The 25,963-nt window shown below is 57.2% G+C and carries 11 protein-coding genes; 5 read left to right on the forward strand and 6 right to left on the reverse strand.

Annotated features, from left to right (window positions below):
* The first annotated feature begins 12 nt into the window (after positions 1–12).
* Positions 13–699 (forward strand): phosphatase PAP2 family protein, encoded by a 687-nt coding sequence (locus RDA78_RS22150; protein WP_434051942.1) that lies wholly within the window; start codon positions 13–15, stop codon positions 697–699.
* A 44-nt stretch (positions 700–743) separates the two neighbouring features.
* Here the strand turns inward: RDA78_RS22150 and RDA78_RS22155 are convergent, their stop codons facing one another.
* Together RDA78_RS22155 and RDA78_RS22160 are read right to left on the reverse strand one after the other, a co-directional pair.
* Entirely contained in the window at positions 744–2,957 is a 2,214-nt protein-coding gene (locus RDA78_RS22155) for a peptidase domain-containing ABC transporter (RefSeq protein ID WP_434051943.1), read from the reverse strand.
* On the reverse strand, positions 2,954–4,684 hold the full coding sequence (locus tag RDA78_RS22160; protein ID WP_434051944.1) for a peptidase domain-containing ABC transporter: 1,731 nt from the start codon (positions 4,682–4,684) through the stop codon (positions 2,954–2,956). The genes RDA78_RS22155 and RDA78_RS22160 overlap by 4 nt, the downstream gene beginning before the upstream one ends.
* Positions 4,685–4,872: 188 nt before the next feature.
* Between RDA78_RS22160 and RDA78_RS22165 the strand changes: the two genes are divergently transcribed.
* On the forward strand, positions 4,873–15,159 hold the full coding sequence (locus RDA78_RS22165) for a cadherin domain-containing protein (protein ID WP_434051945.1): 10,287 nt from the start codon (positions 4,873–4,875) through the stop codon (positions 15,157–15,159).
* Between the two features lie 240 nt (positions 15,160–15,399).
* On the opposite strand, the gene RDA78_RS22170 is transcribed toward RDA78_RS22165, so the two are convergent.
* Together RDA78_RS22170 and RDA78_RS22175 are read right to left on the reverse strand one after the other, a co-directional pair.
* Positions 15,400–16,677, reverse strand: coding sequence for an HlyD family type I secretion periplasmic adaptor subunit (locus RDA78_RS22170; RefSeq protein WP_434056192.1), 1,278 nt, complete (start codon positions 16,675–16,677; stop codon positions 15,400–15,402).
* 299 nt (positions 16,678–16,976) lie between these two features.
* Entirely contained in the window at positions 16,977–17,459 is a 483-nt protein-coding gene (locus RDA78_RS22175; protein WP_434051946.1) for a DUF3291 domain-containing protein, read from the reverse strand.
* A gap of 285 nt (positions 17,460–17,744) precedes the next feature.
* Between RDA78_RS22175 and RDA78_RS22180 the strand changes: the two genes are divergently transcribed.
* Positions 17,745–18,893 carry a zinc ABC transporter substrate-binding protein gene (locus RDA78_RS22180; RefSeq protein WP_434056193.1) on the forward strand — a complete coding sequence of 383 codons (1,149 nt, stop codon included), beginning with the start codon at positions 17,745–17,747 and terminating at the stop codon, positions 18,891–18,893.
* An 80-nt stretch (positions 18,894–18,973) separates the two neighbouring features.
* Here RDA78_RS22180 and RDA78_RS22185 read toward each other — a convergent pair whose 3' ends face one another.
* On the reverse strand, positions 18,974–20,968 hold the full coding sequence (locus tag RDA78_RS22185) for a L,D-transpeptidase family protein (RefSeq protein WP_434051947.1): 1,995 nt from the start codon (positions 20,966–20,968) through the stop codon (positions 18,974–18,976).
* A 434-nt stretch (positions 20,969–21,402) separates the two neighbouring features.
* On the opposite strand from RDA78_RS22185, the gene RDA78_RS22190 reads away from it, so the two are divergent.
* Positions 21,403–21,882, forward strand: coding sequence for a hypothetical protein (locus RDA78_RS22190; RefSeq protein WP_434051948.1), 480 nt, complete (start codon positions 21,403–21,405; stop codon positions 21,880–21,882).
* Between the two features lie 54 nt (positions 21,883–21,936).
* Here the strand turns inward: RDA78_RS22190 and RDA78_RS22195 are convergent, their stop codons facing one another.
* Entirely contained in the window at positions 21,937–22,464 is a 528-nt protein-coding gene (locus RDA78_RS22195; protein WP_434051949.1) for a single-stranded DNA-binding protein, read from the reverse strand.
* Between the two features lie 452 nt (positions 22,465–22,916).
* On the opposite strand from RDA78_RS22195, the gene uvrA reads away from it, so the two are divergent.
* Entirely contained in the window at positions 22,917–25,847 is a 2,931-nt protein-coding gene (gene uvrA, locus RDA78_RS22200) for an excinuclease ABC subunit UvrA (protein WP_434051950.1), read from the forward strand.
* Positions 25,848–25,963: the final 116 nt, after the last annotated feature.

Here is a 25,963-nt window from a genome sequence, read left to right on the forward strand (position 1 = left end):
AGGTGCAAAAACATGAACAGATCCCTCGCCGCTCTTTCCGCGATCGCGGTCGGGTTCGTTATCGTTGCGGCGCCGGCCAAGGCTGCAGAGCCTGCCCTGCCTTTGCTGCCACCCGCGAGCGTGGATGCCCACAGCATGATCATGGAGCCGCCCGCGCTTGGCTCACCCAGGTTTCACGAGGAAATGTCGACTGTGCTTTGGCTGCAGGAAACAAGAACACCGGAGCAGGCAGAATTCGTCGAGACAACGTTGAACACGGAACGCTTTGCACCCATAATCGGGGACGCGATTTTCGAGGTGGACGGCCTGACACTGAAAACCGTTATAGACAACGCGATTGACGCGGTGCGTGCAGACTATGACGCCGTGAAAGACGTCTATGACTATCCACGACCGTTCGAAATCAACGGCGCGGTCAATCCCCTCGGCGACGCGCGGCCCGTTGCCTCCTACCCGAGCGGACACTCGATCCGGGCGATCGTTTACGCCAGGCTGCTGGCAGAAGTCTTTCCGGAAAAAGCAGACGAGTTGATGGATCTCGCCACCCGCATCGGACATGGCCGTGTCATCGCGGGCGTTCACTATCCGATGGATGTCTCTCAAGGCCAGTTGCTTGGACATGCTTACGCCGACGCAATCATCGCCGGGCCGGCATTCCAGGAAGCGATTGCGAGTGTCCGGTCAAGCGAAGCATCGTGAGGTTCGATCCTGGCGCGCCCGCCAAGCCGCATTGCGCACCAGATTCAGCCGGCCTTGGCCGTCTGTCCCATCAAAACCGGTACGACCTGATCCGGCGGCCCCATCATCGCTATCTGTCCGGAATTGAACACGACCACGCGGTCCGCCAGTTTCATGTGACTGGGGCGCTGCGTGTTGATCAGAACCGTGGCCTTGCCGTGCAGGTTTCCGATCATGTCCATGAATTTGCGGTCGCCTTCAAAATCAAGATGCATGCCGGGATTGTCGAAGAGATATAGCGGCACTCTCTTGACCAGCGCGCGGGCAAGTACGATGCGCTGCTTCATGTTGTCCGGTATTTGCTTGAGAACTTCGCTGTTCAGTCGTGTCTCGAGCCCGTCGAAGTTCGCCTCAAGATAGGACAGAAGACCGAGGCCTTCGGCGGTTTCAAAAATCCGGCTGTCGCTGGCACCGGGTTCGGAAAGGAGCAAATTCTGCTTTACGGTGCCGTAAAAGAAATCGAGGTCATCGGGTGCGTAACCGATCCGCGATCTCCATTCGGCTGAATCGAGTTGGCGAACGTCCAGACCGTCAAAGAGAATGGAGCCCACCTGCGGCTGGTAGAGGCCGGTGATGGCCTGGAAGAGCGTCGATTTGCCGGAACCGCTCGGGCCTGTGATTGCAACCAGTTCGCCTTGTTTTACAGTCAGATCGACGCCTTTCAGCGATGCTTCTGTGGCGCCCGGATACCTCAGCACGAGCGACGTGATCTTGAGGTCGCCCTGAATGTCACGGGTGATCTTGGGAAGATAGCCGGGTTCGCGCTCCAGCGGCACCTTCATAAGGTTGTCGATCTGTTCGAGCACGGTTCTGCTCTGTGCCAGTTGCGTGATGCTCAAAAAAGCCTGGTTCATAGGGTTGAGAACACGCCAGGAAAGCGCCATCGTCGCAATGAGTGCGCCAAGGCTCATGTCGCCGTTCATCACCTGCAGGGCCCCGATCCCAAGGACGAAGACGCCACAGATGGTCATGAGTGTCTGCGAAGTCGTCTGCAACAGGTGGGTCAGATTGCGCGCGTGTATGTTCATCTTGTTGAAGGTGGCCGAAAGACCCGAAAACCGCTCCAGCCATGTCTCTTCAACAGACAGGTCCCGCAGGGTGCGCTGATTTCGAAGAGTTTCAATCATGAAACTGTTCAGCTTCGACTTGTGCTCTCCTACGGCGGCCACCTCGCGCTGCACCTTCGGCAACACATAGATGGCAATAACGGAGTAGGTCACAAGCAGCGCAAGCGGAGGATAGGCCACGGGCCCGCCGATAAGAAAGATCGCGGCGATGAAGATAAGCGTAAATGGTATGTCGACGATCGCGGTGAAAAGTGCACTTTGAAAAATGTCTCGGACGCTGTCGAAATAGCGCAGCCGCATGACCTGTGTCCCGATCGGGGCTTCAGCAAGCATCGAATAGGGAAGATGCAGGATCCTTTCAAAGGTCTTGTTCCCGACAATCGCATCGATGCGTCCCCCAAGATAGGATTGCAGGCTGTTCTTGGTTTTGCGAAGCACAAGCTCGCTCAAGATGATGATCCCAATACCAGCTGCCATTGTCAGGAGGACTTCGATTGACTTGGCACCCATTGCCTTGTCGTAAATCGCCATGATGAACAATGGCGGCCCCAACGCGAGAATGTTGAGCACGAACCCGATTGCTAGGATGGACACAATGCTGGCGCGGAACTGTTTCGAGGCGAGCGACGACCACCTGCGATTGCCCGCAGCGTTGTTTGCTGTTTCGGTTTCTTCGGAGACCGTATAGACCTCGTGGCGGGCTATCTCCTTCGCCGTTACGATCACGGCTTCGCCCTTCACACCCGAATATGCGCGGAATTCACCATTTTCGGTCTTGGTGGCAAGCACCAGAACATCGTCAGCCGTCACGCTCAGACATGGCAGTTGCGAGACCGAGATTTCGGCAGGATTGGAGCGATAGCGCGCGGACGAGACCTTGATCCGATTCAGAACCGTTCTGAGGTCCTGGATTGTGCAAATCTGATCGAAGTGCGGCAGAGCCTCAAACAACAGGCGGTCATTGCCCTGCCAGTTCATTTCCCGCAGCAGTGGAACCAAACATTTTTCCGCCGGTGTTTTGCCCTCACTCAGCTTGTTGAAGGCCGTATCGCCGGCCCCGGTTTCCAATTCATCCGACAATTCGTTCCATTGCCTGTGGACGGGATTGGTTTGCGGGCTCAGATCCTGAAGATCAAACAATGCACGGGTCACGCCGACATCCCCGCATTCTTAGAACCGGGGACGCTCTCTTTGATGATCTCGTGGATCCTTCCATCCTCCAGCCTGTACTGCCGGTCGGCAACCGCAAGCATGGATGGCCGGTGCGTGACGATCACGACGGTCAAGTGTCCCTTGAGGCGATACAGAGCATCAACGAGGCCTTTTTCAGCCTGCTGATCCAGTTGCGCGTTGGCTTCATCGAGGATCAGGACTTTCGGTTCCCCCGCCAGGGCGCGTGCGATGCAGATCCGCTGCAATGTCGAAGCGGGCACTTTCCCGCCAAGGTCTGCGCCAAGCTGGGTGTCATATCCCTTCGGAAGCAGGTGGATCTCCTTTTCCAATCCGATCAGCTTTGCCGCCATGCGCGCATGCGCAATATCGGAGACAGCACCGAACATGGTCAGGTTCTCGATGATCGAGCCGTTGAACACGGCTGATCGGCTGTCGACATAGGCGATATGCTTGCGCAATGCGCGTTTCAAGGGGCCGGACAGGTCATGACCTCCGATCAGGATTTCCCCGTTGAGCGGAGATAACTCGCCGGCAAAAAGCTTCATCAATGTGCTCTTGCCGCTCCCATCCGCACCACTGACCCCAACGAACTCTCCCGGATTGATCGTCAGGTTCAGGTCCGTGAAAACCTGACGGCGCGCATTTTGGATGTCCATGGTGACATTGACCAACTGGATGGAGCCCACCGGTTCCGACTTGAGTTCTTCACCGGCTTTGACCGTCGGCAGATCAAACAGCCTTTCGACCTGGTCGTAATCGTGTTTCAGGCGCTGCATGTCCGTCAGGTGATTGATCGCTCGCAGAAACGGCTGGACGAATTGCCCGGACAGCAGAGTGCTTGCCGCAACACCACCGATGCTGAAGCCATTGTTGATGACCATCACGGCGCCAAACAGAACCACAAAAACGGTCGTAAGCGTTGCGAACACGGCAGACGCGTCCCTGGCCTGTCCCGCAAGGCGCATGTATCTCGCGCTGAGGTTCGCGGTTTCTTTCTGCAACCTTTCGAAGCGCCGGATCATGAGCGCTTCCATCGCCTGGGATTTTACGGTTTTTGCGCCGGACAGGACTTCGAGCACGAAGTCTGACTTCCGGTCGTCCTGTGTCGCCCGATCCGCAACCACTTTCTGCAATATGCGGCTTCTCGTGAGAGCAAAAAGGATAAAAACCGCCAGCATGGTCACGGGAACCAACGCCAGCGGACCTGCGATGAAGACCAGAACCGCCAGAAAAATGCCTCCGGCCGGAAGGTCGATCGCGAGCAATCGCCCCTGATCGCCGTAGTGGTCCGCTATGGATTGAAGCGAGCGGAGCCTGTGAACCTGGAGGGACACGGGCGTTCCTGCGAAGTTTTCCGGTTTTGCATCCAGAATCCGCCGAAACAGCTCCTTGTGAGCCTGATGATTGAAGCTTGCCCCCAATCTTCCCACAACCGCCGCTCGGGCGACCTTGATCAATCCGTCGGCAGCAAGGACGCAAACAACACCCAGGGTAAGGACCAGCAATGTATCCGTTGAGGCGTTCGGCAAAACACGGTCATAGACCTGCAGAACCGCAAGCGGCATTGCCAACCCAAGGACGTTTGCGAAGATCGACGCAACCACGACGTCACGCGGCAGCCGTGGCGACGAAATCCATTTGCCGCTAGGCGAATGCTCGATATGCATCCTGCGCAGAAAAAAAGAAGACAGAAATGACCTTAACATTGACTAACCAGAGTCGACCCCACGTTGCGCCAAGAGTGCTCCGATCCGGTTTAAAAAAACGTTTACCTTAAGCATTCCTCCACCGAATATATTTCTGAAATTAAAAAGAATTTCTGTGAAAATTTTTCGCTTTATTAAGGACGACGTCGTTCACTCGCATTGTGGAAATCGTGTGAGCAGGCAGCCGTATGGCAAAAGACACCGAAAATCGGGTTCCCCAGGACAAACCACGGAGCAATGACGATAGCGGTGATTCCGGTTCGTCGCTGGGATCCAACGATTATCTCCATTCCGGGCTTCTCGACACCAAGGACCGCCACCTCGACAAGGCGCACGACTATCATCTTGACCAGGACATGGGTGTTTCCAGCGAGCAGGTCATGTCCAACCTGCACCTGGGCAGCCATCAGGACAAACCCCTGCCGGAAGAAGAGCTTCGCAAGGGCACGTCCACACAGCAATTCGAAGACAGCCCTCTGGATATGCGCGATGATGCGGTTGCCGTTGCGGCCGCCGTTGAAGAGCCAGCGGAACAAGGCACCGAAACTGAGCCTTTCGAACGCACATCTGCTGACGCTCCGGTCAAGAGCAGCGGCAGCTCCTCCACGACGCCCGTTTTTGACCGAATCAATCCAGCGGACGTTGTCAGGAATGTTCCTGCCACGGGAGATCCGGCTGGCAATCAGCCGGAACCAACAGCGCAATCTGCCGCAATCCCTAATCCAGATACCATGCCGGATGCCGGTTCGGAGGAGGAGCCAAAACCTTCAAGTGAACCGGACTCCGACCTGTCCGGCGTTTCGGACGTGGACACTGTGCAGAATGCCGTCGACGAAAATGCGGCGATCGGAACGTTGACCGGGATTACGGCAAATGCGGAAACGGCGGATGCTTCCGGTGTCACTTACAGCCTGGATGACGACGCGGATGGCCTGTTCGCGATCGATCCATCGACCGGCGTCGTCACCGTCGCGGGTGAACTGGATGCTGAAACGGCAGGATCGCACGATATTGTCGTGCGCGCCCTTGCAGCGGACGGTCAATCAAGCACCGAGACTTTCACGATCACGGTGGCCGACGTCAACGAGAGCGACATTTCGGCCGTGACCGATGTTGACGAGACGGTCAATCAGATCAGGGAAGATGCTGCGGCAGGAACCTCCGTCGGCGTTACGGCTCAGGCGGTTGATGCGGACACTACGGCGACCGTCGCCTATCAAGTTGACGACCCGCGATTTGTGATTGATGCCAACGGTGTCGTCACACTGGCGGAGGGAGCCCGCTTCGACGCGGACACGGAAGGCGATGTCTCTTTCACGGTGACCGCAACGTCAAGCGACGGGTCCAGTTCGAGCGAAACGTTTTTGATCAATGTTACGGATATCAACGACGAGAGTCCGTCCGATATCCTGCTTTCAAACGCTTCGGTTGATGAAAACAGTTCTGCTGGAACAGTTGTCGCAACACTGACTGCGACCGATGCGGATCTGGACGATACGCATGTCTATGAAATCGCCGCTTATCCTTCCGGTTTGTTCGAGATCGTTGGGAACGAGATTCGGGTCAAGGAAGGCGCTCTGCTTGATCATGAGACCGCGAATGAACATGTCCTCACTTTGACGGTGACGGACGCGGCCGGTCACTCCCATTCCGAAGATGTGACGATTTCGGTGAACGACGTCAACGAAGCGCCCGTCAGCATTGGTCTGAGCGCCCCTTATACTGCAGCCGACTTCACCGCATCCGACGGCTATTCATCAGCATCCAGCCTCTCTGACCGTGGCCTTGAAGCCGACACAACCGTTGTCACCGTCTCCTTTTCGACTTCCGAAGACGTCGACACCGCGCAAACGTTGTTCGAGACCGGCGGGAATTACTATGGCCTGAATATTGTTATCGAAAACGGCGTCCTCAATGTCTACGCGGGTGAAGGCAACAACGTCGAACTGAGCAAACCTGTCGAGACAGAAACGGACTATAATCTCGCGCTTGAACTCAACAAGGAGACCGGCACCCTCACCCTGTTGATGTCGGACGAATTACCACTCAATGAAATGACCGCGGACAACAGTCTCGCCGACCAGAAATCAGGTTGGACCGATCAGGACTGGGACGGAGGCAACAGCCTCGGCGTCGGCATCATGGCGGACCACAGCCAGGGTCATGTCGGCGGCGATTTCCTTGGGCAAATCAGCGACAATGGCGTTTCGGTCTATTCGGGCGCGACCCTTGACAGCTACATGCAGCCCATTGTCGATGAAAACAGCACGGGCGGTACGGTCGTCGCCACGCTTTCAACCTCTGACCCTGATGAAGGTGACACACACACATACGAGATCACGAACGACCCGTCCGGGTTCTTCGAGATCGTGGGGAGTGAAATCCGCGTCAAGGAAGACGCCCTGCTCGACCACGAGACGGCAGAAAACCACCTGATCACGGTCACGGTTACAGACTCAGGCGGATTGAGCCATACAGAAGAGGTCTCGATCGCGGTCCAGGACGTAAACGAAGCACCAACCGCACTCACTCTGGACACCGCCAACAAGGCCGATTTTACCGCAGCAGACGGCTATTCCTCCAGCACCAGCATCTCCGAACTCGGGCTTGAGACCGACAACAATGTCTTCGCCATGTCATTCACGACGGCGGACGATGTTGCAACGGCACAGACGCTGTTCGAGACCGGCGGCAATGTTTACGGGCTCAACGTCGTCATCGAGAACGGTCACCTCAACATCTATGCCGGTGACAGCAACAATCTGGAGCTGAGCGCGGAAGTTTCTCCCGGAACCGACTACAGTTTTCTTCTGGAGCTCAGCAAGGACGCCGGCACAATCACGCTTCTTCTCTCCGATGAACTCGCAATCGAAGAGATGGATGAGAGCAACAGTCTTGCGGCGCAGCGCTCCGGATGGCCGGATGGAGACTGGGACGGCGGCAACAACATCGGCGTCGGCAATATTGCGGGGCACAGCCAGGGCCACGCCGGTGGCGATTTTCTGGGAGAAATCCATGACGAAGGCCTCTCCGTCTACGCCGACGCCACGCTGGACACATTCAACGGCGGTGCTCTTTCTGAAAATGCTGCCGGGTCGGTTGTCGGCGCGCTCTCCGTTACGGACCCCGATGACGGCGACACGCACACATACACCGTTTCCGATGACCGCTTCGAGGTACTCGGAGGCACCCTGAAGCTCAAGAACGATGCGAGGATCGATTTTGAAAGCGAAGCGTCTGTTGACGTCACCGTAACGGCGACCGATTCCGGCGGCGCGGAGGTGTCGGAGACTTTCGCTGTCGACTTTGATGATCTTGCCGAAGATCTTGTCCTGAGTGACGGTGGGGTTGTCTTTGCAGATGCGGGTGTTTCCGAAACCAGCATCACCGGCGGTTCCGGTGACGACACGATCACGGCGCATGAAGATGGCGGGATCATTGACGGCGACGAGGGCGACGACACGCTGATCGGAAACGCCGGAGATGACGATCTTGATGGCGGCACCGGTCTTGATACGGCGGTCTTCAGCGGTGAGCTCGATGACTACGATGTCGTCCGGAACCCGGATGGCAGCTTTACTTTCACAGATACGCGCGACGGCGCTCCGGACGGCACGGACACGGTGCGCAACGTCGAGACTTTCCGTTTTTCCGACGGCGATGTTCTCGCTGGCGATCTTGTCGCGCAAGATATAACTGACATTGCAGACGAAGACGACACCGATAACGTGATTTCGGAAAGTGCGAGTGCCGGCTCCACCGTCGGAATTACCGCGGTTGCCGATGATCCGAATGTCAGCGATACCGTTTCCTATTCTGTCGATGACGATCGTTTCGACATCGACGCAGACGGCAAGGTGACGGTCTCGGATGGTGCGGACTTCGATGCCGAGACCGAAGGGTCGCTTGATGTCGTGGTTACGGCTGTTTCGAGCGATGGAACGTCAAGCCAGCAGACATTCACGATCACCGTTGCCGATGTCGACGAATTCGACGTTTCTGCCGTTCAGGATGTCGATGCATCTGAAAACCTCGTCTCCGAGGATGCAGATGCGGGAACAGCAGTCGGCGTGACAGCATTTGCTGCTGATGACGACGTCTCGGATACGGTTGCCTATACGGTCGACGATGACCGCTTTGAGATTGCAGAAGACGGCACTTTGACGGTCGCAGAGGGCGCGGCGTTCGACGCGGATACGGAGGCGACGATCGATGTCACCGTCACCGCCGAGTCAACCGACGGATCCACGTCCTCGGAAACGTTCATCGTTGAAGTCGGCAACGTCAACGACAATGCACCCACGGACATTCTGATCACAGGTAATCCAGGTAACCTGATCCGGAATGGGAGTTTCGAGGCTTTTGACGTTTCCAAGGGATCCTGGACCCACTCCAAGGAAGATCCGAGCGGCGCCTGGTCTTCAGACGGACCCGTGGAAGTCTGGAACAATCTCGGCAGCGTGGACGCCACCGATGGCGACAAGCATCTGGAACTGGATTCAGACGGCGGTGTGAACTCGATCTCGCAGTCTGTCGAAACGACACTCGGCCAGGTTTATGATCTTTCCTTTGATGCGATGGCGCGGTCAAGCTCAGAGACCAGCACGGTTGAGGTGTACTGGAATGACGAACTGGTCACCCGCTTTGATCCGGAAACAGGCGACTGGGAGTCGATCGATCTGCAGGTTGTCGGTACGGGCGGGAACGACGTTCTCGAATTCCGGGAAACGGCGGAAGACAACAACAGCTATGGCGCGCTGCTCGACAATGTTTCGCTGACGGAAATTCCGCTGACGATCGCGGAAGGCATGAATGGTGCGGTCGTTGGCAGCGTGACAACAACCGACGCCGACGTCGCCGACAAACACACATACACCGTTTCTGACAACCGTTTCGAGATCGTCGCGAACGGCATCGGCATGATGGTGCTCAAACTCAAGAACACCGAGAGCCTCGATCGCGAAAGCTCCGACAGCATCACGCTGACGGTCACGACAACCGATAGCGGCGGCCTCACCTACAGCGAAGACGTGACTGTTCAGATTGCCGATATTTCGGAGTTTTCCGTATCGGCAATCACGGACACGGATGCGGCGACCGATGCGCTGAGTGAAGATGCCGGTGCGGGAGACAAGATTGGCGTGAGCGTTGCCGCGACCGATGAGGATGCGACCGATACCGTTTCCTATACCGTCGATGATGATCGGTTTACGATTGATGCGGATGGCACGATAGCCGTCGCCGAGGGCGCGACGTTCGACGCTGAAACGGAAGCCACCGTCAACATCACTGTCACGGCGCAATCCAGCGACGGGTCGACCTCATCGGAGACCTTCGAGGTAGAGATTGAAGACGTCGACGAAATGGATGTTTCAGCGGTCACGGACTCGGACACATCTGCCAACGTAGTTGCCGAGAACGCGGATGCAGGCAGCGAAGTCGGGATCACGGCGTCCGCATCGGATGGCGACATTAGCGATTCTGTGTCCTATTCACTCGACGACAATCGCTTTGACATTGCTGATGACGGGACAGTCACCGTTGCAGCCGGGACGGCATTTGACGCCGAAACGGAAGACACAATTGATGTCGTGGTTACAGTCACGTCGACCGACGGCTCCTCTTCGCAGCAAACTTTCACAATAACGGTCGCCGACATCAACGAGTTCACAATCTCGGCTGTTCAGGACACCGACGCCAGCGCCAACACTATCTCCGAGGATGCCACGGAGGGCGCAACGGTCGGCGTCACAGCATCCGCCGGCGACGACGATGCCACCGACACCGTTTCCTACACCGTCGACGATGACCGTTTCGAGGTCGCCGACGACGGCACCGTCACAGTCGCCGCCGATGCATCGTTCGATGCCGAGACAGAGGGCTCCATCAACGTCACCGTGACGGCGCATTCTTCGGACGGATCAACGTCCGAAGAGACTTTCACCATAGATGTATCAGACGTTAACGAGACCTCCGTCTCGGCTGTCTCTGACACGGATGCTGCTGACAACACGATTGCCGAGGATGCAAATGAAGGAACGACGGTCGGGATTACTGCCTCCGCAAGCGACGGCGATGTCAGCGACACGGTTTCCTACAGCGTCGATGACAACCGCTTCGATGTTGCCGATGACGGCACCGTAACGGTCGCCGCCGATGCATCGTTCGATGCCGAGACAGAAGGCTCCATCGACGTCACCGTAACGGCTAACTCCTCAGATGGATCAACGTCCGAAGAGACCTTCACCATCGATGTGTCCGACGTTAACGAAACCTCGGTCTCGGCTGTTTCCGACACGGACGCCAGCGCCAACACGATTGCTGAGGATGCCACAGAAGGCGCAACGGTCGGCGTCACAGCGTCCGCCGATGACGGCGATGTCAGCGACACGGTCTCCTATTCCGTCGACGATGACCGTTTCGTGGTCGCCGGCGACGGCACCGTCAAAGTCGCCGCCGATGCGTCCTTCGATGCCGAGACAGAGGGCTCCATCGATGTCACCGTGACGGCTCGCTCCTCGGACGGATCAACGTCCGAAGAGACCTTCACCATCGACGTATCCGACGTTAACGAGACATCGGTCTCGGCTGTCTCCGACACAGATGCTGCAGACAACACAATCGCCGAGGATGCAGTTGAAGGAACAGCGGTCGGGATCACAGCCTCCGCCGATGACGGCGATGTCAGCGACACTGTCTCCTATTCCGTCGATGATAACCGTTTCGAGGTTGCCGATGACGGCACCGTCACAGTCGCCGCCGGAGCGTCGTTCGATTTTGAAACAGAACCGGCAATCAAGCTCACGATCACGGCAACCTCCAGCGATGGAACGAGTTCGCAGCAGGTTGTCGACATCAGCGTTTCCGACGTTGCCGAGACATTCAGCCTGAACGCAGGACAAACCGTCTTTGTTGATGAAGGCGTCGCTGAGCCGACGATTTACGGAACGGATGCCGCGGAAACCATCACCGCGCACGACGACGGCAGCCGGATCTTCAGTGGCGGCGGTGCCGACACGATCCACGGCGGCAAAGGCGATGATCACATCGAGTTCGGCACAGGCGCTGATACGGTCTACGGCGGTGATGGCAACGACTTCATCGACGATGAGGTAGGCACCCGGCCAAGCACCGAAGCGAACCTGCTTGATGGCGGCGCCGGCAACGACACGATTTACGGCGGTGGCGGCGGCGACACGCTTCTCGGGGGAACGGGGAGTGATTCCCTGTCAGGCGAAGAAGATGACGACACGCTCCAGGGGGACGCCGGCAATGACCGGATTTCCGGTGGAAGCGGCACGGATACCGCCGTCTATTCCGGCGATCGGGACGACTATGACATCGTCCAGAATTCAAACGGGTCCTATACCATCACCGACACCCGGCCGGACTCTCCGGACGGTACGGACACGGTCTATGACGTTGAAGTCTTTACCTTTGCCGATGGTGACGTACTTGCGGGTGACCTGATCGCGGAGCAAGTCGGGTCGGTAAGCGACACGGATGCATCGGACAACACCCTTTCAGAAAACGCTGCTGCGGGAGACAGCGTTGGTGTCACGGTGAGCGCACTGGACACAAACGTTTCAGACAGCGTTTCCTATTCCGTCGATGACGCCCGCTTCGAGGTGTCGGCCGATGGCACGGTGACGGTCGCAACCGGTGCGGAATTCGATTACGAGACAGAGCCGAGCATTGACGTTGTCGTCACGGCGACTTCCACGGACGGATCAACCTCCGAGGAAACATTTACCATCAATGTGGCTGATGTCGCCGAAAGCATGGAGCTCGAAGACGGCGGCGTCACGATGACAGATACCGGGGTTGCCGAAAGTTCCATTTCGGGTGGAACCGGTAACGACACCATCACCGCGCATGATGACGGCGGTGACATGGATGGTGGCGACGGCACCGACACGGTCGTGGGCGGCGCCGGCGATGATACGCTCGATGGTGGTGCGGGCACCGACAACGACACGCTCCAGGGCGGTGAAGGCAGTGACACCTACATGCTCCGCGGCGATGGCCGGGCGGACATCATTTCGGACACCGGGGCAACGGGCACGGACCGGATCGTTCTGGCTGAAAACACCGGCACCGAATTTGAACTGGAAGACACCTTCAATGCGGCGACGCAGGGCATTGAGGAAATCGATGGGAGCGGTGTCGCGGGCGAGACACTGAGAGCACAGCGCAGCAATTCGGAGATCGACTGGGACTTTACGGGTGTTGACCTGACTGGTGTCGATCAGATCGAGGGCCGCGACCGGGACGACTCCATTACCGGCTCTGCAGGAGATGACAATATCCTTGGCGGCGCCGGTGACGATACGCTTGCCGGCAGTGAGGGTGACGATACCATTGACGGCGGTACGGGTACCGACACGGCTAGGTTCTCGGGCAATCTTGCCGACTACACCGTGACCGAAGACGCTGGAACGATCACGATCGTCGACAACCGGGACGGCTCGCCGGACGGGACTGACACGCTTACCAATATCGAGAACTTCGAATTCGCCGACGGCACCTACTCTCTCGGCGATATCGTCAACCTGGCGCCGACCGGCATCACACTCACCGCGAATGATAGCCTGACGATTGACGAGGTCGTTGGCGGCGATGCCGTGGTCACAGGCGAGATCGTTTCCGACGGTTCGGGCAACCAGTCGGTTGATCACTGGTCAATCAGCCATGATGGCGGCGACCTGACAATCGACGTTCTGGCTGACGGCTATCAGTCAGGCAGCCTCGACAGCCAGATCTATCTCTATCGTGACAATGGCGGCGGTGATTTCACGCTCGTTGCCAGCAACGATGACGGCGCTGCCGGAAGTGACGGCAGCACAGCTTCATATGACAGCTACCTGTCCCAGACCGGCCTCGAAGCCGGGACCTATATGGTGGTCATCGGCAGCTATCCGCTTGACAGCACCGAGGCCCTGGACAGCGGATCGGATTATCCGGCTTCCGGTTCATCGACAGGGCCTTACCAGATCACGGTCAGCGGCGATGCCACCATCACCGGTCTTACCGAGAACCCGGCATCAGGCGGAAACTGGGGTGATCCGGGAAGCAACGCCGTGGTCGTTTCGAGTGGCGCCGGCGAAGACACAATCGCCGCCGGTTCGGAACTGACCGGGATCGAGACCATCACCGACGAGAATTCGGGTGATTCCTTTCACTTCAGCTTCCTTGACGATGGCGACGGTGCATTCCAGATAGACTCAGGCACCGGGTCTGTTTCGCTCGCGCGCGAACACGATGCGAGCGCGGCCAAGAGTGACACGGTCACGGTTCAGGTCACGGATACCGCCGGAGCAACTCTCGACAAGACCGTCGGGATAGAACTGGGTACGGCCGGCTCCGACCGGATCATCGGAACGGATGAAGACGACATCGTCTTCGGGTTCAGTGGAGATGACAGCGTCGATGGTGGTGCCGGGGACGACATGCTCGTTCTGTCCGGCAGCCAGTCCGACTATGCGATCTACAACAATGACGACGGCAGCCATACGATCGTCGACACGCGCGACGGGGCACCGGACGGTACGAAAACCGTCAGCAACGTGGAAGAATTCACCTTTGCAGACGGCAAGGTCGCAGCCGGCGACCTGTCATTCAGCAGTGACATCACGTTGCTCGATTCGAATGCGACCGGTAACCAGCTTCATGAAGTCGCGGATGCGGGTTCAGAGGTCGGGATATCCGTTTCAGCTCTGACCCCGGGCGATGGTGCCCTCACCTACGCGCTGAGCGATGACCGCTTCAGCATCGATGCCGATGGTGTCGTGACAGTCTCCGATCACGCCTTTTTCGACAGTCAGGTCGAAAGCTCGATCGACCTGACCATTACGGCAACGGCCGAAGACGGCAAGGAAGCTTCCGAAACCTTCACGGTGAACGTGAATGGCTCCTACAGCTACGAAATGACGGGCGGTCTCGGCGACGGCAGTTTCACCGGTTCCGAAGACCGTTCGTATTCCGTCGACGGTATCGGCGGAAACGACACGATCACAACCGGCGATCAGAATGACCGTATCGAAGGCGGATCAGTGGCTGGGAACGACCAGATCACCGGGAATGGCGGGCGCGATCTTCTTTTTGGAGAAGGCGGACAGGATACGATCTCCGGCGGGGGCGGTGACGATATCATTGTTGGCGGTTCGGACGACGATACACTTTACGGAGGCGACGGCTCGGACCTGTTCATGCACGGTCTTGGCGACGGCAATGATGTCATCGAGGGCGGTGTGGGCACAGCCTGGACCGATGTCATTGATCTCGGCGGCGGCCCGGGGATAACCGGAGCGGGAGAGTACGGCACAGACTGGACCGTGACGATCACCAGCGGTTCTGTTGAAAAGACGGACACCGAAAACAGCCGGCTCGAATTGTCGAAAGACGCCGAAGGATCCATCGATTTCAGCGATGGCAGCAAGATCGACTTCGCCCAGATTGAGGAAATCCGCTGGTAACGCGTACTGCTGACCGGTTTGGAAAGTACTGTTGATTTCATGTCATCGGGAACGCGGAACAATTGTGTCTGCCGCCACGTTACTTGTTGCCGAAATTGTCGTTCCTGTTTGACGTCCAGGCGGCGAGTTCGTGCTTTGGCGTAGCACTCGGTCGAAAATGAATGCAAAACAGAGAAACAGAAAAAGCCCGGTCGATCAGACCGGGCCTTGTTGCTTCAGCATCCGGGGATCTGATCCCGCTTAGCGTTCGCTCAACGGGTCCCCGATCGCGCGCGTTACAGGCTTGAGCAGATACTGCATGACCGACTTGGACCCGGTGACAATCTTCGCGTCGACGACCATGCCCGGCGAAATCGTTTCCGCCTGGGCACCGCTGCCGATCATGTTGGACGACAGCGGGATGGACGCCTTGAAGTAATAGTTTCCGTATTCGTCTCGGAAACTGGAAGCCGACAGGACAGCTACCTCGCCTTTCAGCGTTCCCTGAACATTGGGATCGAACGTGGTCACGGCGATCTCGGCTTCGTCACCCAACTCCACATGGCCGATGTCCCGCGGAGACACGCGCACTTCAGCGACCAGGTCACTGTTGCTCGGTACGATTTCGGCTACAACATCGCCAGGGGCCAGAACGCTGCCAGGCCCCTTGAGATTGAGAGCCTTGATGTGACCGCTTGCCGGTGCCCGTACAAAAAGCCTGTCGAACCTGTCTCTCTGCTTTTCCGCCTCAAAGGCAAGTTCATTGCGTTCCTGAACTACCTTGCTCCGCTCTTCTGCCAGTTCTTCCGCAGCTGCCGCGATCGACCGCTCGAGGCTTGCCATTGCTTCGGCTAGCTGGGCCTCGGTTCTGCCCTTCCTGCCAACAATTTCACTCAATTCGCTTTGCGCGAGCTGAAGCGCGGATTTGGCGTCGAGGAAACGGCGTTTGGAAGAATATCCCTGATCGTAGAGCGTTTGCTGGATCGTGAACTTTTCCTGTTCGATCTCGACCTGTGTCCGCTGGAACGCGATCCGTTCGACAACGCTGGCGAGTTCGGCCTCGCGTTCGTCGATCCTGGCCTTCAGGGCCTGCAGTTCCTGCTCCAACGCACGTTGCTGCGCCTCGGAGGCGGCCTGCTGTGCCTCGCTGAAATCGAAACTCCCGCCCGATCTCAAATCGCTTATGTTCGAGAAATCCGGATTAAGGACGAGACGCTGCTCTTCGCGCTCCAGAAACTGAAGCCGTGTCCGCACCCGTTCCAGGTCGCTCGACGTTGCCGTTTCCTGCAATCGGACAAGCGGCGTCCCCTTTTCCACCAACTGGCCTTCCTGAACCAGAACTTCTGCGACTATGCCGCCTTCCAGGTGGCCGACAGTTTGCACTTTTCCGGCAGGCACAATCTCCCCGGATGCCTTGGCGACCTCACGGACCTGTCCGACAAGCGACCAGCCAAGAAACGCGGCTGCGCCCAGGGATAGCACCTGCAGAATGCGCCTGTACGCAAAGGGTGGCGGTCCCTCCTCCAACTCCAGGGGCATATCCAATGAATAGTCTTCTTTGGCTGACTTGCGGCGAAACATACTGTACTGGCACCACTTTGAAACGTGTGCCCTGACAGTGCGCCATTAAAGTAAACATCTGCTGAATCAAACCTCGGCATGCGCGCTTATCATGTTCTTCGAATCAGGTCACATGTTATTGTATTTGTGAGACTTTTTCGCCTAACTGTCTGAATTCCGACGTTTCCCAAAATGAAAGAATCTGAGTGCTTGTCAGCTATTCCGCTCTTCAGTTGCGAAGTTCATTAATCGGTGCACTCCGGCTCCGGTCACCTGCGTCAGGCAGCTGTCTGCGAGCAACGGCCGGTCCGCCAGATTTCGTTTGTCCTGGCATAATCCCAGCCGAACGCCTCCTCTGAGAGACCCTGCGTGTTGAGCCTTTCAAGCCGGTCGAGGGCTTCGGCCAGATCGGGGCGGTGCCCGGCGGGGACCGGCCACATGACAAATTGCATTTTCTCCATGGCCCCGAACCATTCGGCCCTGCGCGCATAGACGCGTTTGTGCACAGTCTGAAACACAAACTTCTCAAGTGAAACCACATCCCTCCAGACCGAGAGGTTCGGGATCACCCTGGGATCGTCCATGATCACGGTCGTCTCGCCCTTGCTCGCATCTTCCGCAAGACGCCAGACAAATCCCTCGCTCCGCTCGGCAACGGCGTTCACCTTGTTGAGGTTGTTGACGAAATCGGCAACACGTGGATCGCTGATGTCGTATTTGAGCCGGGCGACGTTCAATTCCGCAATGTAGGTCTCGGCCATCCCGTCTCGTCCTCGTTCCTGGATTTCAGCGCACTCTCATGAGTGCTTGCGTCAGAATTGAAGCAACGTTATAAAATTACACGTTACATAATAACCCTGCCGATCGGTCGACACATGACACCTTCTAATACGCTCTCAAATTCCGCAAGAAAATCCGGTCGCAAGCTGACTGGATCTGTGCTTGCGGGCTCCTTCGTTCTGGCTGCGGGTATGTCCGCAGCTAGCGCCGACGCACCCAGCGTCGTCACGACGATCAAACCGATCCATTCGATCGCTTCTGCAGTCATGGAAGGCGTTGGCGAACCTGAAATCATCATTGACGGGTCGGCATCTCCACACGGGTTTGCCCTGAAGCCATCTCAGGCAGCCCTGATCCAGGGGGCCGATGTTGTTTTCTGGGTTGGACCATCCCTGTCATCGTCGCTGGCAAAACCAATCGAAGCCATCGCCGGGGACGCGGTCGAAGTTGAATTGCTTGATGCCAAGGGTATCGAGCTGCTGCCCTACCGGGAAGGTGCCAACTTCGACGCACACGACCACGATCATGGCGATCACGAGGAGCATGCAGACCACGACGATCATGATCAAGACAAGCACGAAGAACATGCAGAGCATGATCACGACGACGATGATCATGAGAAGCACGCCGATCACGACGATCATGACCATGACAAGCACGAAGAGCACGCCGAGCATGATCATGACGACCATGATCATGAGAAGCATGCTGGGCACGATGATCATGACCATGACAAGCATGAAGAACACGCGGAGCATGATCATGACGACCATGATCATGAAAAGCATGCTGGGCACGATGATCACGACGATGAAAAGCATGAAGAACATGCGGAGCATGACCACGAAAAACACGAAGAACATGCTGGCCACGACGGGCACGATCATGAGGGCGGCATGGATCCGCATATCTGGCTGAATCCGGACAACGGAATCGCGATCGCCGCAGCCATGGCGGAGACGCTCTCAGAAGTCGACCCTGAAAACGCTGCGACCTACAAACAGAACGCTGCGGCTTTTGCTGAACGGATCGAAACGCTCGAAGGCGATCTCGCCAAAACGCTGGAACCCGCAAAAGGCAAAAACTTCGTGGTATTCCACGATGCCTACCACTATTTCGAACATCATTTCGACATCGAGGCCAGCGGTGCGATCACGCTCACGCCCGAGACGGTTGCAAGTGCCAGCCGTGTCGCTGAAATCAGGGATCAGATGTCCGACCTGAACGTAACCTGTGTGTTCCAGGAACCGCAGTTCGAAGCCAAGCTCGTTGATGTCGTGCTGGAAGGGACTGACGCTCGCAAGGGCACCCTGGATCCGCTGGGAACAGGATTGGAAAACGGACCGGATCTTTATCCCAGCCTCCTGACAAGCATGTCGCAGTCTCTCGCTGACTGCCTGTCCGGACAGTCGTGACGTAAACAGAGACCCGGACACACTGCCGAAACAAAAACGCCGGGCTAATCGCCCGGCGTTTGTCGTTCATGTGTCCTGTTTCAACCGGCAGTCCGTGCCTTTTTGCGTTCTGCCTCGGTTTTCTCGATCGCTTTCAGCAGGTAGCGGTCGCGATCATAAATGTCCGAATAGTAGGCGATACCGCTGCCATCCAATTCTGGCCAGGCGGTGAAGTAGGACACATAGACGGGGATGTCACCCGCGACCTGCTCCTGCTCGTTTTGCCCGGCTGCGATCCGGGACGTCACGTATTCCTTGGATTTGCCGAGAACGGCCGCAGCCATGCCCTTGGGATCGTGGAGCCGAATGCAGCCGTGGCTGTAGGCGCGCACATCCTTGTTGAACAGGTTCTTCGCGGGAGTGTCGTGCATGTAAATGTGGTGCCGGTTCGGAAAGAGAATTTTCACTTCGCCCAAAGCGTTGGAACGTCCCGGATATTGTCTCACATTCACCGATGTCTGCTTCGCGGCGACGGCATACCAGTTGACCGAGGCCGACGAAATCTTTCGCCCACCCGGCGTTGTCACCTCGTAACCGGACCGGTCAAGATAGGACGGATCCCGCGCAAGCTTGGGCACCATCTCGTTGACAATGATGGAATACGGAACACCCCAGTAGGGATTGTACTCAACGATTTCGATCTTGTCGTAGAAGAAGTTGGTCTGATTGGACTTCTTGCCGACCACTACGCGCATTGAAAGTGGCTCATCGCCCGGTGCGGTGTAGGTTGCCGTGAACGCCGCCTGGTTGATGAATACCTTGCGGTTCCCGAGGTCTTCGGGAATCCAGCGGCTGCGCTCCATTGCCAGCTCGACCTTCGCGATCTTGGCCGCGTTGGTTTCACCGACAAGTGCCTTGATCGTGTTCTTGCCGACGATGCCATCCGGTGTCAGCCCGGATTCTTTCTGATAAGCCTTTACCAGATTGACCAGTGCCGGAGCGTATTCATCGGACCCGTCATAGAGGTTCAGCGTTTCGACATGAGCCGCTTTCAACGCGTCCGAGCCGTTTTTCCCGATCGCGGCGACGATGTTCTTCATTTCCGGGCTCGATTTACCGGCCTTCAAAAATGTTCCGGGCGCAATGACGATCTGGTTGGCGTCTTCGTCCTCGGCCTTCAAACGCTTCCGTTCTGCCACAAGTGCCCGGAAATGTTCGTTTTGCGGTTGATGGGAGGCAAACTCGGCTTCCATGTCCTCAGTTGCTGCCAGACTTTCAAGGGCCGCAACCAGATCCAATTCGTGACGCGGAAGATCGTGGTATTCGGAGATCTTGTTCGGATCAACCCTGCCGCGTGTTGCGTCCAGGGCATATGACAGTGCGGCCGCACTCATCTGCATTTCAAAACCCATCAGCGCGGCGTTGCGATCCGCTTCCTCCAGGCCTGACAGAGCCGGTAGTGGCACGAAATAGTCTTCCGGGATCAGGCCGTATCGATCGGCAGATGCCATTTTCTTGCGTGCTTTTGCAGCTTTCAGAGTGACACCGTTTTCGTCGACCCAGACAAAGCCAGGGTGCTCGCGATAATAGGAAATCAAAGCTTCGCCGACTTCGGGAAGAGCGGTGATCGAAAGACCCTTGAGTGCCGGACGGGCTTCATCAAATGGCGTCAGGACCACCGGCTCCACCGGTGCGATATCCGTTTCAACCTTTGCCGGGTCACCGCCTTCTGTGGTGTCGGCCGCCGGCTGGAGTTCCGCAGTCTTTTTTTCCGAGAGCGGGGCGAGAGACACTTTTTTCATCGTGTCAGGCGTGTAGTTGAGATAGCGCGGTGCCGCGACCTTCACGGAAACGGCCTTCTTCTGCAGCTCTTGCTGGCGCTGGCGTTCCTGCTGTCTGCGGTGATTTTCAGGGTTGAAAAGGCGCTGGAACAAACCCTGCGCCGACGCGGTCTCCGGTACCGCAACACTGAATCCGGATGCCAGAACAGTTGCCATTAAACAGGCTTTCAGAGAATTGACGGTCCGTTTTCGAACGCCGTCATTTCTCGAAACACCAATCTCGCGCGCTGCATTCTTCATCTTGTTTGCCTGCATTGTCTCAACCCACGAATTCGTAAACCGGTCAAAAATCGGTACGCAACCCAAAGCCGTCACACATCGCACACCGACAAATATCATTTGCCCGGAAGGCTGCCCTCCCGCACCAAGTCCCCTCGCGTTACGGCGATGTTTGTTCGGAAATTTTCCGGGAAACCGCCGCGAAATACGAAAAGCAAACTGGTTAATACTATATCAGTCTTGATGAGATGGTTAAGAGCAAGCTTCATTCACAGCTTTTGAATTCAAATCAGTGTGACGAATTTGCCGCTAACTTGCTTGATACCCTCCTGCGGAACCGGAAACCGGCCACACGCATAAGTTCCAAAACGGTCAAATCGCTCCCATCGTGATTTCCGTCACGGCCTCCGGAGCCTCGTTCCAATAAACCTCGGCGCAGAAAATGACACTGTTCACGAGGAGTACCAAACATGCCGTTTCAATTTAACATCGGCGATCACGCTTCGCCGCAAGCCGGCTTTACAAATTTCAATTCGGCGCAGTACAGCCAATTGAAATGGTCACGCAACAAGCTGTTCAAGATGGTGAAAAACAACCCGGCCTGCAATGCATATTTCCGGACCCTGCCCCGTGGCAGATCGCTTTCCAACATGATCAACGACAGAAGCATCTGGGTCAATTTCGGACCGTTGATCGAAGCGCCCTATTACGGGAAAGCCTACTTCGCAAATGGCGAAATCGGTATTGCGGAGCGGGCGTTCAGGATGGGAAAATGGACTGTCCTGGCCACAATCATTCACGAATTTGCACACCTTAACGGTGCGCCTGGTCACGGCGGGGACACACGTGCCGAGGAAGCTGTCTACCATTGCGGACTTGGAACGTCAGAGGAGTACTACGGGGGTGTCGATGACCCTCGGACACCTTACAATCCCGAATACGGGGACTGACCCGGCTCAGGCGGCCGGGTCCCCGATCGATGCAAAACCTGCAATAAGCAGCAACTAGAATGGTATCTCGTCGTCCATCGGGCCACCGCCGCCGCCGCCCTGACCGCCAAACCCGCCACCTTGGGAGCCGCCGCCCGCACCGCCGCCATAGCCACCGCCGCCACCGAAGCCGCCGCCGCCCTGGGAGTCGTTGCCATAATCGGGCAAGCCACCCGGCTGTCCACCTTCGCCGCGTCCGTCAAGCATGGTCAGGTTTGAGTTGAACCCCTGCAGAACCACCTCGGTGGAGTACCTGTCCTGACCGGACTGATCCTGCCACTTACGTGTCTGCAACTGGCCTTCCAGATAGACCTTGGAGCCCTTGCGCAGGTATTGTTCGGCGACCTTGCACAGGCCTTCGTTGAAAATCACGACGCGGTGCCACTCGGTTTTTTCACGCCGCTCACCGCTGTTGCGATCACGCCAGGATTCGGACGTCGCGATACGAAGATTGGCGATGGGACGACCGTCCTGAGTCCGGCGGATTTCGGGATCGGCCCCCAGATTGCCGACCAATATGACTTTGTTGACGCTGCCCGCCATCGTGTACTCCTGTTCATTACCACGGCCGTTCCGGCTCTTCGCGCCGTTCACTCACGTGTCTTCGGCAGACCGGCTGCCTCTGAAGCGGCCAGAAAGCAGAACCGTAACGACACTCCAAGCGTTTCGCCGCAGTTTTCCGGAAGCTGCCCTCATTTTCCACAAGGCAGGACCGGGAAAACCGCATTGCGCCCCGCATTCTTGCAAGTGACAGCACAAATCCGGTCTGCACGACGTTTGATGTACTTGTTTTGTTCTTACCATTTCTGTAAAAGGAATTCAATTGATGGACGCGCGTCGCATATTTTTTCAGGTGGCCAATCCGTCTCACTGGATGTTGCGCGCATAGCTGCTATATCGGGTAGAAGCGATCTGGTGCGACGCGGTCAAATCCAGTTGCAATCCAATCAGCGCCAAGCAGGGACCTGGCGCTCCTCACGGCAGGAAGCTTGAGAATGTCGAAGTCCGGAAACAGTCGGAACCAGGATAGCTGGACGCATGACCCTACCAGGGTGATCAGCATTCGCGGAGCCCGCGAGCACAACCTCAAAGGTGTCGATCTCGATCTTCCGCGGGACAAGCTCATCGTCATGACCGGCCTTTCCGGCTCGGGAAAATCCTCGCTCGCTTTCGACACGATCTACGCTGAAGGACAGAGACGGTACGTGGAGAGCCTGTCGGCCTATGCAAGGCAGTTTCTGGAAATGATGCAGAAGCCGGACGTTGATCAGATCGACGGACTGTCGCCGGCAATTTCCATCGAGCAGAAAACCACTTCGCGAAATCCCCGGTCGACGGTTGGCACGGTTACCGAGATCTATGACTACATGAGGCTTCTGTTCGCCCGGGTCGGCATTCCCTACTCGCCGGCGACCGGCCTTCCGATCGAAAGCCAGACCATCAGCCAGATGGTCGACAGGATCATGGAACTGGAAGAGGGAGCCCGGCTCTACCTGCTGGCGCCGATGGTGCGCGGGCGCAAGGGTGAATACCGCAAGGAACTTGCAGAACTCATGAAAAAGGGGTTCCAGCGCGTCAAGATCGACGGAACCTTCCACGAGATCTCCGAAGCCCCTGCCCTCGACAAGAAGTTCAAGCACGATATCGATGTTGTCGTGGACAGGATTGTCGTGCGCGATGATATCGCGGGCAGGCTTGCGGACTCGCTTGAGACGGCGCTCAAGCTCGCAGACGGCATCGCCATTGCGGAGTTTGCCGACAAGACGGATGACAAGGGCGACCCGGAACGGATCATCTTTTCCGAAAAGTTCGCCTGCCCGGTTTCCGGCTTCACGATCCCGGAAATCGAACCGCGTCTATTCTCCTTCAACAATCCGTTCGGCGCCTGTCCGACCTGCGACGGCCTGGGTACAACGCTCGCTTTCGAAGAGGATCTTGTCGTTCCGGATCATTCGCTATCGTTGCGCGAAGGTGCGGTTCTTCCATGGGCGAAAACCGGATCGACATCTCCTTACTATGCACAGACCCTGGAGGCGCTGTGCAGGCATTACAAGGTGACCATGTCGACTCCCTGGAAAGATTTACCGGCGGACGTCCAGGACGCGATCCTGCATGGAACCGGAAAGACGGAGATCGAATTCGTCTATGACGATGGCGTGCGCAGCTACAGGACGGAAAAGGCATTCGAAGGCGTCATCGGCAATATCGAGCGCCGCTGGCGCGAAACGGAGTCCTCATGGGTGCGCGAGGAACTCGCGCGCTTCCAGTCCGACCATGCCTGCCCGGCATGTGGCGGCTTCCGCCTGAAACCCGAAGCGCTGGCGGTCAAGATTGCCGGGCGCCACATCGGCGAGATCACGGAACTCTCCATTCGTGCGGCAAGGGACTGGTTCGATGCATTGCCGGAGAAGCTGAACGACAAGCAGTCGGAAATCGCTGGCAGGATCCTGAAGGAAATCCGGGAACGCCTGAAATTTCTCAACGATGTCGGCCTTGAGTACCTGACCCTGTCGCGTTCCTCCGGAACGCTGTCGGGCGGAGAGAGCCAGCGTATTCGCCTGGCATCTCAGATCGGCTCGGGTCTGACCGGGGTTCTTTATGTTCTCGACGAACCGTCCATCGGTCTGCATCAGCGGGACAACGCGCGTCTTCTGGAAACATTGAAGCACCTGCGCGACCTCGGGAATACCGTGATCGTCGTGGAGCATGACGAAGATGCGGTTCTGACGGCGGATTACGTTGTCGACGTCGGACCGGGTGCGGGTGTTCATGGCGGGCAAGTCGTTGCAAAGGGTTCGCCATCAGAGGTCATGGCGAACCCGAAATCGCTGACCGGCGAATATCTGTCAGGCAACAGAATGATTTCACGCCCTGATGGTCAGCGAAAAATCAACAAGAAGCGCAAGATTTCGGTTCGCGGCGCACGCGGCAACAATCTCAAGGACATCGACGTCGATGTCCCGCTCAGCACCTTCACCTGTGTCACCGGTGTTTCGGGAGGAGGAAAATCCACCTTCCTGATCGACACACTCTACAAGGCGGCAGCGCGGCGGCTGAACGGTGCCCGCGATAACCCGGCCCCGCATGACCGCATCGAGGGCCTTGAAGTGCTCGACAAGGTTATCGACATCGACCAGTCGCCGATCGGACGCACACCGCGCTCAAACCCGGCGACGTATACCGGCGCCTTCACACCCATCCGTGAGTGGTTCGCCGGCATGCCGGAAGCCAAGGCGCGCGGCTACCAGCCGGGCCGCTTTTCCTTCAACGTCAAGGGCGGACGCTGCGAAGCCTGCCAGGGTGACGGCGTCATCAAGATCGAAATGCACTTCCTTCCGGACGTTTACGTGACATGCGACGTCTGCAAGGGAAAACGCTATAATCGCGAAACACTTGAAGTCGAGTTCAAGGGCAAGTCGATTGCAGATGTGCTTGACATGACCGTCGAAGAAGCGGCCAAGTTCTTTTCTGCGGTACCGGCGGTCCGGGACAAGATGGAAACCCTGTCGCGCGTCGGCCTCGGCTATATCAAGGTGGGCCAACAAGCGACTACCCTTTCAGGCGGTGAAGCACAACGCGTCAAGCTTGCGAAGGAATTGTCGAAGAGATCAACAGGCCGCACGCTCTATATCCTGGATGAGCCGACGACCGGTCTGCACTTTCACGACGTGGCCAAACTGCTTGATGTCCTGCACGAACTCGTCGACCAGGGAAATACCGTTCTGGTGATCGAGCATAACCTTGAAGTCATTAAGACAGCGGACTGGATCATAGATCTCGGGCCGGAAGGTGGAGACGGCGGTGGCACCGTTGTGGCCACGGGCCGGCCTGAAGATGTTGCCGAGATTGACACAAGCTACACCGGACAATTCCTGAGAGAGCTGCTTCACCGCCGTCCCCAGCGAACACCGGATGCCGCTGAATAGCGGCATCATACTCCTTGAATCTTTGTGCGGCGCACCTATCTCTTTATGTGACTGAATAAAGAGACATTTCTTGATGTACGCATTTTCGATCACATAATCTTTATTGCATTGCACAA

This window comes from Roseibium sp., assembly GCF_051016195.1.
GTDB lineage: Bacteria > Pseudomonadota > Alphaproteobacteria > Rhizobiales > Stappiaceae > Roseibium.